The organism is Marinospirillum alkalitolerans (assembly GCF_045055655.1).
In the GTDB taxonomy this organism is placed as follows: domain Bacteria; phylum Pseudomonadota; class Gammaproteobacteria; order Pseudomonadales; family Halomonadaceae; genus Marinospirillum; species Marinospirillum alkalitolerans.
In genome coordinates, this window is the sequence record NZ_JBANFI010000004.1 from 196886 (window position 1) to 210177 (window position 13292).

Here is a 13292-nt window from a genome sequence, read left to right on the forward strand (position 1 = left end):
GGTGCTGAAATAAAAATGTTTAAGCTGGATCAGGGTGCAGATCGAGAAATAAAGCGCGCTGGGTCTATGGCCCGCCCATTATGGATCACCTCAAAGTGCACGTGTGTACCTGTGCAGCGTCCTGTACAACCCATCAAACCAACGACGTCACCGCGTTGCACTACATCACCCTTCGACACAACAAAATCATTCAGGTGGGCATAGCGCGTCAAATAGCCATCACCATGATCTATCTCGACCAGCTTCCCATAACCACCACGACGGGATGCAAAAACCACCAACCCCGCACCAACCGCAATCACATTGGAGTTCTCACGGCCAGCATAATCTATACCTTCATGCCAACTGGTACGCCCTGTAAAAGGGTCACTACGACGACCAAAGGGAGAAGACATCCAACCCTGCTCAACTGGACGTCCTGCCAAATACACCTGATCAGCAAAGCTACGATTGGTTAATAAGGAATGGATCAACTCGAGCTGTTGACGGCGATGATCAATCTGCATCTCCAGGGCTTCTAGTGTTTGCATTAACTCGCTATCAGTGTAGCCTGAGCCTTCTTCGTAGCTGGACTCTGGACCACCCAGCGGAGGTGGCATTTCAAAATCAAACTCATCACCTAGATCAGCAACAACCGTCAGGCGTCGCCCTAGAGCATCAAGACGCAGCAATCGTGCTTGCAGCTCACCCAAGCGTGGCGTCAGTGCCTCAATACGCTCCAATGAAGAACGACGAATCGCATCAACCTCGGCTCTTTGCGCATCGAGCTCCTGATGCAGCATCAGCGCCGCACGATTATTGACCAAACGCTCCTGAGCATCGACCCACCAGTAGACAAGACTACCACCTATAGCGGCAGGAACAACAAAAACAATCAACACAAAAAGCGTGATCGTCCATGAATTCAGATTAATTGATCGGCCCGAAGAATGCTTACCGGAAAAAAGAATCAAGTTCATCAAGTCGTTCCTGTCTTGCCCTTGGTATTCAGGGTCATTATGGTTATGCTCAGCAGCGGCTCAGCGCAAAAGAGGCATTTTTTATGAGTATAAAGGCAAGAGCAGGGCAAACAAAATCCCTAAATAGCCTTATTAACAAAGATACCTCAGTTCTAGGGGCGCTCATCAATAGAGCAACACAACTGAAACAAATCGAAACGCACCTCAAAGCACTGCTGCCCGATGCACTGCGCGACGAGTTTCGTGTCGCCGACTGGCAGCAACAACGCCTGATCATCATGGCCAGCCAAGCCACGTTACTCACTTACTTTCGTTTTGCTGAGCCACAAATTCGCCAACAGCTCCAACAACACTACCCAGAACTTGAAAGAATCGAGCTCAAGATACGTCCGCGCCCGCCGCAACCCAAAACAATTCCGACAAAAAAAATTCAGCTCAGCAATAACACGCGAACGCAGCTGTTGGCACTAGCAGAAAAAGAACAGCACCCTGACCTGAAAGCCGCACTTATTATTTTAGCAAACAGCCACCAGATATAAAAAACCCAGCAATCTGCTGGGTTTTAAACATGATTAGGAATCAGGCTGTAGCAAGAGGAGAAGCGTAAGAAATGGGCGACTGCTCAGCCTCACCCTCAAAAGTCACGATTTCCCAAGCATCTGGCTGAGCAATCAATGCACGCAGTAACTGATTGTTCAAGCCATGACCGGATTTATGCCCTTTGAACTCGCCAATCAGGCTTTTTCCAAGCAGATAGAGGTCACCGATAGCATCCAGCACCTTGTGCTTGACGAACTCGTCCTCATAACGCAGACCATCTTCATTCAGAATACGATAGTCATCGACCACAATCGCATTCTCCATACTGCCACCTAAGGCAAGGTTGCGAGAACGCAAAAATTCGATATCACGCATAAAGCCAAAAGTCCGTGCTCGACTCACTTCACGCACAAAAGAAGTCGTTGAAAAGTCGATGACTGTTGTTTGCTTTTGATCACGAAAAACCGGGTGATCAAAGTCGATACTAAAACCGACTCTAAATCCTTCATAAGGCTCAAAGCTCGCCAGCTTATCATCTTCACGCACTTCGACTTTTTTCTTGATACGAATAAATTCTTTCGGTGCTTCGAGCTCCTGGATGCCCGCCGACTGAATCAGAAACACAAAAGGTCCTGCGCTACCATCCATAATGGGCACTTCAGGCGCACTGACCTCAACATAGAGATTATCAATACCGAGACCCGCCAAAGCAGATAACAAATGCTCAACCGTACTGACCTTAACGTCACCTTCAGAAAGCGTCGTTGACAAGGTGGTCTCGTGCACATTTTGCGCACAAGCATGTATCTCGGCTATAGGATCGAGATCAACACGACGAAAAACGATACCGGTATTTGCAGGAGCTGGACGCAAAGTCAAATAAACCTTATCGCCTGAGTGCAAGCCAACTCCTGTGGCACGAATGGTATTTCTGAGGGTGCATTGCTTAATCATTGCCACTCATCTCAGCCCCCACGGGACTTAAAATCACTAAAAAATCTGCTGAACAGATAGCCGTTTCATCATATTTTAACAAATTCAAAGCTAAGGTAAACGCTCACTTGATACTTAGCTCAAAAAAAAGATTTCTTTGTGCTCCAGATCACATTCAAACTCTCTAATCCGCCTGACGGCGCAGAAAGGTCGGAATATCCAATTCGATGTTGTTTTGCCCTTCTGGAATAGGATGCTGAACTCGCGCAGGCCGTGTGGCTGGCTCTTCATGCGCGGGGCGGACAGCAGGGCGCACTGGACGACTGGTTTGAGCAATAGGTTGCTGCGTCGTCTTCTTAGGTGCAGCAGCAGCCTCTTCTTGGCGTCGCTCCAAACCTGTTGCGACGACAGTCACACGGACTTCGTCACCCATAGATTCATCAACAGTCGCGCCATAAATAATGGTCGCATCTTCTGCAGCAAACTCTTCGATGACCTCACCCACTTCGTTCAGCTCACCCAATCCGAAGCTGTTATTAGCGGTAATATTCACCAGAATACCGCGTGCGCCCTTGAGCTCGATATCCTCAAGCAACGGACAACGCACAGCCGCCTCAGCAGCATCACGTGCACGCTGCTCGCCTTTGCCTGTACCTGTGCCCATCATCGCCATGCCCATTTCTGACATCACTGTCTTCACATCAGCAAAGTCAACATTCATCAGTTCACCCGGCTGAGTAATCAAGTCGGCTATCCCTTGTACGGCACCGAGTAAAACATTATTGGCTTCGTCAAAACCCTGCTGCAAGGTCGCGCTTTTCCCGAGAACCGACATCAGCTTTTGATTTGGAATCGTGATCAGAGAATCGACATGCTGAATCAACTGCGCAATCCCTTCTTCCGCGACACGCATTTTGCGACGACCTTCCAAGGGAAAAGGCTTGGTCACGACAGCGACAGTCAGAATACCCAGCTCTTTGGCGACTTCTGCCACAATGGGAGCTGCACCTGTTCCTGTCCCCCCACCCATACCTGCGGTGATAAAGACCATGTCAGCACCTTGGAGCACTTCACTGATTCGCTCACGATCTTCAAGGGCGGCTTGACGACCAACCTCTGGATTAGCACCAGCACCTAAGCCCTTGGTGATCTGACCACCGAGCTGCAACTGGGTTTTGGCTTCATTTTTCTGCAAATCTTGCGCATCAGTGTTCGCCACAATGAAGTCAACACCAACAACATGGCTTTTTACCATGTGGTTTACTGCATTGCCACCGCCGCCACCAACTCCAATCACTTTGATAACCGCTGAGGATGCTGGTGAATTTTCAACTAATTCGAACATGTGCCGTCTCCTGATGACTCTATTCGGTCGGACTGGGATGCAATAGACCAAAAAAAGGATGAACTAACAGCTTTAAGATTAACAAATTCATCCTGTCCAATTAAAGCGCAGCGCAGCAAAAAACCGCCGCCTTGTAAAATTTCTTTGCAATTATGGCTTAGAATTGCCGCTGAAACCAGCCTTTTATCTTGCCCATCAGTCCATCTGCGGCAACTTCTGGCCGCTGCACGACCTCTTGTCGGTAATGATTTGCCTCCACCGAGGTCTGCACTCGCCCTCTCGCCAATGCCGTATGCAGCAGTCCTACCCCTGTAGAATAGATAGGATTACGCACCACATCGTCAAGGCCAGCGACAAACTGCGGACTCGCCAAACGCACTGGTGCATGAAAGATTTCTTCGGCCAGCTCAACAGCCCCTTCCATCTTCGCTGTACCACCTGTAAGTACAATACCGGCTGGAATCAGGTCCTCAAAACCACTACGACGTATCTCCGCCTGAATCAAGGTAAAGAGTTCGTCATAACGCGGCTCAACAATTTCAGCCAAAGACTGGCGCGACAAATCACGTGGTGGTCGATCTCCGACACTCGGTACCTTAATCAGTTCATCAGGCCCTGCCAATTGCGTCAGAGCACAGGCATATTTGATCTTAATTTCTTCTGCATGCTGAGTTGGCGTACGCAACGCCATCGCAATATCATTCGTGACCTGATCACCTGCAATAGGAATCACTGCAGTATGACGTATCGCGCCTTCTGTAAAGATCGCGATATCGGTTGTGCCGCCGCCAATATCGACCATGCACACACCAAGCTCTTTCTCATCATCGGTTAGAACCGCATGACTTGAAGCCAGCTGCTCTAGGATGATGTCTTCCACTTCCAAGCCACAGTGGCGCACACACTTTTCTATATTCTGTACAGCATTCACTGCACAGCTGACCAGGTGGACGCGCGCTTCAAGACGCACACCAGACATCCCCAAAGGCTCACGTATGCCTTCCTGATTATCAATAATATATTCTTGCGGCAGGATATGAATGATCTTCTGATCACCTGGAATTTTGACGGCACGCGCGGCATCTATCACCCGTTCCAGATCGGTTTCTGTCGCTTCGCCTCGGATCGCGACCATCCCATGAGAGTTAAAACTCTGGATATGGCTTCCAGCAATCCCCACATTCACCGAGTGAATTTCACAACCCGCCATCAACTCGGCTTCTTCAACAGCACGTCGTATCGATTGCACTGTGGAGTCGATATTAATGACAACGCCTTTTTTCAGACCGCGCGATGGATGGGAACCTAAACCGATAATTTCAAGCAACCCATCCTGGGTGCGCTGCCCAACGATGGCGACCACCTTCGAAGTACCTATATCGAGACCAACCACCAGTTGGCCATGATGCGCATCTTGAGCCATATCTCATGCAACTCCATAAACGATTCAGCGTGGACAGTTTGTTAGCGCTCTAACATGCACCAACTAGTCATTTTCTTGCGTGCTTCTTTTTACACTCAACCCATTTGGATAGCGTAAATCGACCACGCGAATCTGGGATGCTTCCAACTCAAGGGATTCATCCCAGATCCATAAAAACTGATTGATTTTCTTTTCTATATTATCACGCCCCAACATCACTCTAATAGAGCCATTCAGCTCAAATTGCCACGCACCACGGGGTGCAAGAGCTATTTTTGTGACCGAGAGCGCTCTTTGCTGCATGATGGGTTCAAGTGCCTGCCACAGGGAGACCACTTGTGGCAGCTGATGAGCCGCCCCATCAAAACGCAGCTGGGGAAGATGGTCAGGCAACTCAGATGGAATGAAGCCCTCACCCTGGTCATCCACCAACCCCCTTTCACCCCAACGCGCCCAGACCTGACGCTCGACCAGATGAATCTCGAGTTGATCTGGCCAGCGACGCATCAAATCAACATCAGCCACCCAAGGTTCAGCGCGCAATACATCCTGCAACTGTGCTAGATCGATCCGCCAAAAAGGCGCAGCCAAATCAGGCCGCACCAGCTGCTCGACCCGCTCCAAGGGCAGGTGGCGCACTTCGCCAAAGAGACTCACCTGACCTACAGGGCGCGCCAGCGTATGTTGCAACCACCAGCCGATGAGTAAAAGCAACAGACACAAGGGCAGCAAAAGCTGCAACCAGTAGAGCCAGGTGCGTTTTTTCATGCGCCTAATCGACTGAGTCAAACCAGTGTTCGGCAGTCAGGGTTTTCAACCTTGCCGAGACCAGAAGCTGGAGCACCAACTGCTGAAAGTCCAAACCTGCAGCCGCGGCAGCCTGCGGTACCAAGCTATGGTCTGTCATTCCTGGGCTGGTATTGACTTCAAGCAACCAGGGACGCTCTTGCTGATCCAGCATAATATCGACTCGTCCCCAGCCTTCACAGCCAACCGCCTCATAAGCATCCAGCGCCAAAGCCTGCAGCTGAGCTTCTTTAGCCGCATCTAAACCGCAAGGCAGCAGATATTGCGTATCCCCTGCTTGATACTTGGCATCATAATCATAAAAATCATGCGGTGTCTGCAAACCGATCACAGGAAGAACCTGATCCCCGACAACACTGACCGTGAATTCTCGCCCTTGCACATAGGCTTCAGCCAGAATGCAATGGTCATAGCGCACCGCCAGCTGATAGGCTTGCTCCAGCTCAGCGGCAGAGTGCACCTTACTCATTCCCAGGCTCGATCCTTCATGCGCTGGTTTAACCATAATCGGTAAACCCAGCTGTGCTACGATAGCCTCGGCATCCATATGATCGCTTAAAAGACAAGAGGCAGGTGTCGGCAATCCCTGCCCTTGCCACAACTGCTTACACTTGTACTTATCCATCGCCAGAGAAGAAGCCAAGACACCGCTGCCCGTATAGGGAATCTGCAGCCATTCCAGCACCCCCTGAATACTGCCATCTTCGCCACCGCGACCATGCAGAGCAATAAAAGCCCGATCCGGACGCTCCTGACTCAATTGCGCAACAGCATCGGCACCCAGCTCTAAGCCAAAGGCATGCACACCGGCTGCCTGCAAAGCTGCCAGCACCGCCTGACCACTTCGCAGGGACACCGCACGCTCAGCTGAACAGCCGCCCATTAAGACCGCAACACGCCCAAGGGCTTGGATTTCTTGTTGATTCAGCAACATGCCTGCTCTCTTTTATTCTCAATGAGATCTATCTACCCACAATATTGAGGTGTTTCTGACACTTCAATCGAATTTTAATTGTCGCTTGGCCAGCCTTTGTGCAATCTGGCCAATATCTCCAGCCCCTTGAGTCAGCAACAGATCACCTGGCTGCAAGACGCGCGCTAATAAGGACTCCAGCTCATCTGGATCATCAACAAAGATCGGGTCCTGGCCTCGTTGACGCAGGCTCGCACAGAGGCTGCGACTCTCTGCACCAGGAATCGGTGCCTCACCAGCGGCATAGACATTGAGCAATAACAGTGTATCAACCTGCGCCAGCACCTTAACGAAATCTTCATAAAGATCTCGGGTACGCGAGTAGCGATGGGGTTGATAGATCATCACCAGACGCCGCTCTGGCCAACCTTCACGCACCGCACGAATCACCGCCGCCACCTCGGTTGGATGATGGCCATAATCATCCACCAGCAATACCTGACCCGTTTCAGAGCCAAGAGGAAACTCACCTAAACGCTGAAAGCGGCGGCCAACACCTTGAAAAGCAGCCAAACCAGCAAGAATCGCTTCGTCTTCGACACCCTCTTCACTGGCAACCACGATGGCGGCCACTGCATTCAAGGCATTATGACGACCTGGGGTATTTAAGCGAACAGCCAAGGTGGAGAGCTGACCAGGACGCTCGACCTGAAACTCAATCACATTCGCCTGCTGTTCGAAATGGGTAATTCTAAAATCCGCCTCGTCATGAAAGCCATAGGTGAGCACAGGGCGTGCCACCTTAGGCAACAGCTCTCGAATGATTGGATCATCAAGACAAAGAACCGCCAGGCCGTAGAAAGGCAGATTATGCAGGAAGTCGATAAAGGTTTTTTTCAACTGCTCAAAATCATTGCCGTAGGTCGACATGTGATCAGCATCGATGTTGGTCACAATGGAAACCATAGGCTGCAGGTGCAAGAAAGAAGCATCCGACTCATCTGCTTCTGCAACCAGATAGCGCGACTCACCCAAACGCGCATTGGTACCCGCTTGAGTCAGCTTGCCTCCAATCACAAAGGTAGGATCTAAACCGGCTTCGGCAAGAATGGAAGCAACCAAACTGGTGGTGGTCGTTTTACCGTGGGTTCCGGCAACAGCGATGCCATGACGAAAGCGCATCAGTTCAGCCAGCATTTCGGCACGCCGAACCACTGGGATACGTTGCTCAAGCGCGGCTTTAACCTCTGGGTTCTCCGCATTGATCGCCGTTGACACCACCACCACATCGGCACCTTCGATATGCGCCGCCGCATGACCCAAAGCAACCTGTGCACCAAGCTCTTGTAAGCGCTTCACTGCGGTAGAAGCCTGCTGATCTGAACCACTAATCTGATAGCCTTGTGTTAAGAGCACTTCCGCAATACCGCACATTCCCGACCCGCCAATACCAACAAAATGGATATGTTGAATACGACGCATCATGGGGACAGGATAAGGGCGTGTTTTCATAAAAAAACCTTAGTTAAATCAACAATAAAAGTGAAATTAGTCACGCGCCAATTCACGGACGATGGCTTCAGTAGCTTGCGTTTTGGCCAGACGATGAGCGCGCTGCGCCTGGGCTTGTAACTCCAAACGCCATTCAGCAGCCTTTTGACCCAACCACTGAGCCAATTGGGCAGGATCCAGCTGCGCCTGAGGCAGCAGCACCGCAGCCTGCTGATCCGCCAAATAGCGCGCATTATGGGTTTGATGATCATCGACCGCGAGTGGGAAGGGCACAAGGATCGAGGCCACACCGACAGCCATGATTTCAGCCAGTGTCAGCGCCCCTGCACGACAAATAACCAGATCAGCCCAAGCCAGAGCCGCGCCCATATCTTCAATAAATTCACTCACCTCAAGCTGAAGCGCACCATCCAGCTGCTGATAGGCGTCTTGAGTGCTCGCTAACTTACCACGCCCAGTTTGATGACGCACGATAGGACGCGCCTCTGGTGCCAATAAGGCTAAGGCCGCTGGCACGCGCTCGTTCAGAATTTGCGCGCCCAGGCTCCCGCCCACCACAAGCAGGCGCAAAGGGCCTTCGCGCTCAGCATAGCGTTGCTCTGGCGGAGGAAGATGCAACAGAGTGTGACGAACAGGATTCCCAACCCATATAGGCCGATGCTTTTGGAGTACCTGCGGAAAAGCTGTAAAAACATGGCGCGCAAGATAAGCCAAGCAGCGATTCGTCAAGCCTGGCAGTGCATTTTGCTCATGAATCGCCAAGGGAATACGCAGTAACCAGGCCGCCAAGCCACCAGGCCCACTGGCAAAACCACCAAACCCCACCACTTGATCCGGCCGGATGCGACGTAAATAAGCTAAGGCTAAGAAGAGGCAAGTCAATAAGCGCCAAGGCGCCAGCAGCAGACTAAGGCGCCCTTTACCACGCAAGCCTTTGACAGGGAGTCCGTAAAAAGCAATCCCCGCTTGGGGCACCCGTTCGGCCTCCATACTGGCTTGCGAGCCTAACCAGTAAACCTTTTCTCCCTGGGCAGTTAAGGCTTCAGCTAACGCCAGTCCAGGAAAGATATGCCCGCCAGTCCCTCCTGCCAAAATCAAGGTTTTCTTTGGCTCAGCCAAGGTGCCTCTCTCCCTTTTCGAATAAGATAAAAGATCGTGAACTCAGTCGTGTGCAAGGCAAACTGTTGACTTTAGCTGCGCACGAAGCTGTTTCTGTTCTGCTCAGGCGATGCTTTGGCGGCCTCTTGCCAACGGCGCTCTAGATCTGCCCGAAAAACCAAGCCGAGCATAATACCACTGGAAAGCAGACTGCTCCCACCATAGCTTAATAAAGGCAAGGTCAAGCCTTTGGTCGGTAACAGCCCAAGATTCACACCCAGATTAATCACCACCTGTAGCCCGAGCAGAATGCCAATACCATAACAGACAAAAGCGGCAAAAAGCTGCTGCTGTTGCTCACAAAGGCGTCCGATAATCAACACTCGACTGACCAGCAGCACAAAAAGACCCAAGGTGGTCAGCGCGCCCAATAAGCCCAGCTCTTCACTCAGGACAGAGAAGATAAAATCAGTATGCGCCTCGGGCAGATAAAAGAGTTTTTGCACACTATTCCCTAGCCCTTGGCCCAGCCAATGCCCACGCCCATAAGCGATCAGTGCCTGAGTGAGCTGATAACCAGAATCAAACTGATGCAGCCAGGGATCACGAAAGCTAATCAGACGCTGGACACGATAGGGTTCTACCAGCGCAACCAGAACCAGACCAAGCACCACCAGTACCAGCATCACAGTGAAGTAACTCAATCGAGCACCGGCTAAAAACACCATGGCCAGTGCCGCCGCCGTCATCACCACCAGGCTGCCATAATCCGGCTGTAGAAAAAGAAAAGCGCCATAGAGAAAGACCATCAACAAAGGCTTTGCAAACCCACTCAAGGTCTGACGCACACTCTGGAGGTGACGGACAAGATAGCTGGAGAGATAGATGACCATACAGATTTTTGCGAGCTCTGAGGTCTGCAGATTCACTGGCCCCAGACTGATCCAGCGCGTACTGCCGTTCACCTCACGGCCAATCAGCAACACCAGAATCAACAGCGCAAAAGCCGCGAGCAAAAAAAGATAGCCCATCCGAAAGCTATAACCCAAGGGTATACTGACCACCAGCAAGGCTGCGCCCAAAGAGACCAGAATAAAGAGCGCTTGGCGCACGGCAAAGAAGCCAAGTTGACCAGTGCGTAGCTCTGCCACAGCAATCGAGGCGGAACTGACCATCAACCAGCCAATCACCAGCAAACCCAGCGCGGCAAAGATCAACCAGGCATCAAAAACAGCCAAGCTCTGGCGATGCACTCGCTGCGCTGCACTCCAGCTGGCTTGCCATAGCTGAATCAGTTGCTGAGTTGTTGCACGCATTGCACAAACACCTCTCCACGCTGCTGGTATCCAGTAAACTGATCAAAACTGGCACAGGCTGGCGACAAGACCACCGCATCACCTGGCTGAGCTAAGCAAGACAAGGACTCCACCGCCTGCTCCAGCGTCGAGCTGATCCAGCAGCGGCAGTGTTGCTCAAGAGCAGCCTGAATCAAGGGAGCATCGCGCCCAATCAGCGCCGCGCCAGCGATTTTACCCTGAGCACAGGCCTTGGCTAGACCTTGGCTCAGCAATCGAAAATCCTGCCCCTTGCCTTCACCACCCAGAATCAGCCACAAAGCAGCAGCCTCATCCTGCAGCCCCTGCACTGCGGCCAAAACCGCACCAATATTGGTTGCTTTAGAATCATTGTAATAGTGAACACCGGCTCGCTCAGCAATCTTCTGGCAGCGATGCGCTAAGCCGGTAAACTGGCGTATTCCCTGCTGCAAGCCTGCCAAAGGCAGCCCAGCCGCCAAACAGCAAGCCAAAGCAGCCAACACATTACTGCGACCATGCGAGCCTGCAAGCTGGATGTGATCAGCCGCAACACAGGCCAGCGCCCCTTGCATCAACCAGAGTTGACCCTGATGCCAGCCTAAACCCAGATCTTGGGCTGATGGCGGCGCATCAAGACCAAAGCTAATACAGGACTGAGCCACACCCTGAGACGGCTGCGTTGCGCTGTCTTCGCGGTTATAGACGGCCACCTCACACCCATCAAAAATCCTTTGCTTGGCTTGGATATAGGCCGCCATATCTGGGTAGCGATCAAGATGGTCCTCACTGATATTCAGCAGCAATGCGGCCTTCGCACGTAAGGAAGACAGGGTTTCCAGCTGAAAAGAAGAGAGCTCCAGCACATAAAAATCGACGTTTTGCTCCAGCAAGGTTAATGCAGGCACGCCGATATTGCCGCCGACACCGACTCGGTAGCCACAGGCGTCGATCATGGTGCCAATCAAGCTGGTCACCGTGGTTTTGCCATTCGACCCTGTAATCGCAATGATCGGCTGCTGCGCGGCCTGACAAAACAGCTCAATATCACCCAGCACCTCCACGCCGGCCTCTTGGGCGGCGACGATCGCAGGAGTCTGGATGCTCAACCCAGGGCTGACGACCAGATGCGTAAAACGCTTTAAATAAGCCGCATCCAGTGGCCCTAGAGACACTTCGATATCGGCATACTGGGCCTGAAAAGCAGCCAGACCAGGCGGAGCAAGACGAGTATCTGCAACCGCAAAGGCCACCCCTTGACGCTGTAGATAGTCCACCACGGTCAAGCCAGTTTGCCCGAGGCCAATCACCAGATAGGAGGCTGAAGAAGAGAAGGCAGGCATCACAAAACCTCGATTATCTGAGCTTCAAGGTGGCAAGGCCAATCAGCACCAGAACGACGGTGATAATCCAAAAGCGCACAATGACACGTGGCTCGGGCCAGCCTTTCAGCTCAAAATGGTGATGCAAGGGCGCCATACGAAACACACGGCGACCAGTGAGCTTATAGGAGGCCACCTGCACAATCACCGAGAGGGTCTCCATAACAAACACACCGCCCATAATGAACAAGACAATCTCTTGACGCACGATCACTGCCACCACACCCAAGGCAGCACCGAGGGCCAGCGCCCCAACATCACCCATAAAGACCTGAGCTGGATAGGTGTTAAACCAGAGAAAGCCCAAGCCAGCGCCAACAATCGCGGTACAAAAGACCACCAGCTCACCGGATCCCGGGATAAAGGGAATCAACAAATACTGCGCAAACACACTATGGCCACTGACATAGGCGAACACACCTAGTGCGGCAGCCACCATGACGGTCGGCAAAATAGCCAAGCCATCCAGCCCATCGGTCAGATTGACCGCATTACTCGAGCCGACAATCACTAAATACGTCAGCAGGATAAATACCGGCCCCAACTCCAGCACGACGCCTTTAAAGAAGGGAAAAATCAATTGGGTTTCTGCGGGCAGCTGGGCGGTGTAGTACAAAAAAACAGCGGCCATCAGGCCAATCACCGATTGCCACAGATACTTCCAGCGCGCAGGCAAACCACGCGGATTTTTTTCAACCACCTTACGCCAATCATCAACCCAGCCGATGGCACCAAAACCTAAGGTGACCAGCAGCACAATCCAAACATAACGGTTACTCAGGTCAGACCAGAGCAGCGTGCTCAAGGCGATAGACAATAAAATCAACGCCCCACCCATCGTCGGAGTACCGGCCTTAGAGAGGTGCGATTGCGGGCCATCATCACGGATGGCTTGACCTATCTGACGCTGAGTTAAACGCCGAATCATCCACGGACCCAGCAGGAGGGAGAAACTCAAGGCCGTTAAAACGCCCAGAATCGCTCGCAAAGACAGGTAGTTGAAAACGATAAAGAAGCTATGCATACCACTGAGATAACTGGTGAGCCACAATAACATAATAAGCTTG

The 13292-nt window shown here is 51.8% G+C and carries 12 protein-coding genes; 1 reads left to right on the forward strand and 11 read right to left on the reverse strand.

Annotated elements, in window-relative coordinates; all coding sequences use genetic code 11:
- Positions 1–29 precede the first annotated feature (29 nt).
- Positions 30–959: a M23 family metallopeptidase gene (locus tag V6U78_RS07815; RefSeq protein ID WP_405339131.1), complete on the reverse strand. Its 930-nt coding sequence runs from the start codon at positions 957–959 to the stop codon at positions 30–32.
- Here V6U78_RS07815 and V6U78_RS07820 point away from each other — a divergent pair.
- Positions 914–1498: a DciA family protein gene (locus V6U78_RS07820; RefSeq protein ID WP_405339133.1), complete on the forward strand. Its 585-nt coding sequence runs from the start codon at positions 914–916 to the stop codon at positions 1496–1498. The genes V6U78_RS07815 and V6U78_RS07820 overlap by 46 nt on opposite strands.
- Before the next feature lie 40 nt (positions 1499–1538).
- On the opposite strand, the gene lpxC is transcribed toward V6U78_RS07820, so the two are convergent.
- The 10 genes from lpxC to mraY form a co-directional block, all read right to left on the reverse strand.
- Positions 1539–2453 carry a UDP-3-O-acyl-N-acetylglucosamine deacetylase gene (gene lpxC, locus V6U78_RS07825; protein ID WP_405339135.1) on the reverse strand — a complete coding sequence of 305 codons (915 nt, stop codon included), beginning with the start codon at positions 2451–2453 and terminating at the stop codon, positions 1539–1541.
- A 163-nt stretch (positions 2454–2616) separates the two neighbouring features.
- Complete coding sequence (gene ftsZ / locus V6U78_RS07830) at positions 2617–3777, reverse strand: cell division protein FtsZ (protein WP_405339137.1); 1161 nt, start codon at positions 3775–3777, stop codon at positions 2617–2619.
- Between the two features lie 157 nt (positions 3778–3934).
- Complete coding sequence (ftsA, locus tag V6U78_RS07835; RefSeq protein ID WP_405339139.1) at positions 3935–5200, reverse strand: cell division protein FtsA; 1266 nt, start codon at positions 5198–5200, stop codon at positions 3935–3937.
- Positions 5201–5263: 63 nt separating this feature from the next.
- Positions 5264–5968 (reverse strand): cell division protein FtsQ/DivIB, encoded by a 705-nt coding sequence (locus tag V6U78_RS07840; protein WP_405339141.1) that lies wholly within the window; start codon positions 5966–5968, stop codon positions 5264–5266.
- A 4-nt stretch (positions 5969–5972) separates the two neighbouring features.
- A complete protein-coding gene (locus V6U78_RS07845; RefSeq protein WP_405339142.1) occupies positions 5973–6941 on the reverse strand; it encodes a D-alanine--D-alanine ligase in 969 nt (322 codons plus the stop codon).
- A gap of 63 nt (positions 6942–7004) precedes the next feature.
- Positions 7005–8432 (reverse strand): UDP-N-acetylmuramate--L-alanine ligase, encoded by a 1428-nt coding sequence (gene murC, locus V6U78_RS07850; RefSeq protein ID WP_405339144.1) that lies wholly within the window; start codon positions 8430–8432, stop codon positions 7005–7007.
- Between the two features lie 36 nt (positions 8433–8468).
- Positions 8469–9551 (reverse strand): undecaprenyldiphospho-muramoylpentapeptide beta-N-acetylglucosaminyltransferase, encoded by a 1083-nt coding sequence (gene murG / locus V6U78_RS07855; protein ID WP_405339146.1) that lies wholly within the window; start codon positions 9549–9551, stop codon positions 8469–8471.
- Between the two features lie 71 nt (positions 9552–9622).
- Positions 9623–10846: a putative lipid II flippase FtsW gene (gene ftsW, locus V6U78_RS07860; RefSeq protein WP_405339148.1), complete on the reverse strand. Its 1224-nt coding sequence runs from the start codon at positions 10844–10846 to the stop codon at positions 9623–9625.
- Entirely contained in the window at positions 10822–12186 is a 1365-nt protein-coding gene (murD, locus tag V6U78_RS07865; protein ID WP_405339150.1) for a UDP-N-acetylmuramoyl-L-alanine--D-glutamate ligase, read from the reverse strand. The genes ftsW and murD overlap by 25 nt, the downstream gene beginning before the upstream one ends.
- Positions 12187–12199: 13 nt before the next feature.
- On the reverse strand, positions 12200–13282 hold the full coding sequence (mraY, locus tag V6U78_RS07870) for a phospho-N-acetylmuramoyl-pentapeptide-transferase (RefSeq protein ID WP_405339152.1): 1083 nt from the start codon (positions 13280–13282) through the stop codon (positions 12200–12202).
- Positions 13283–13292: the final 10 nt, after the last annotated feature.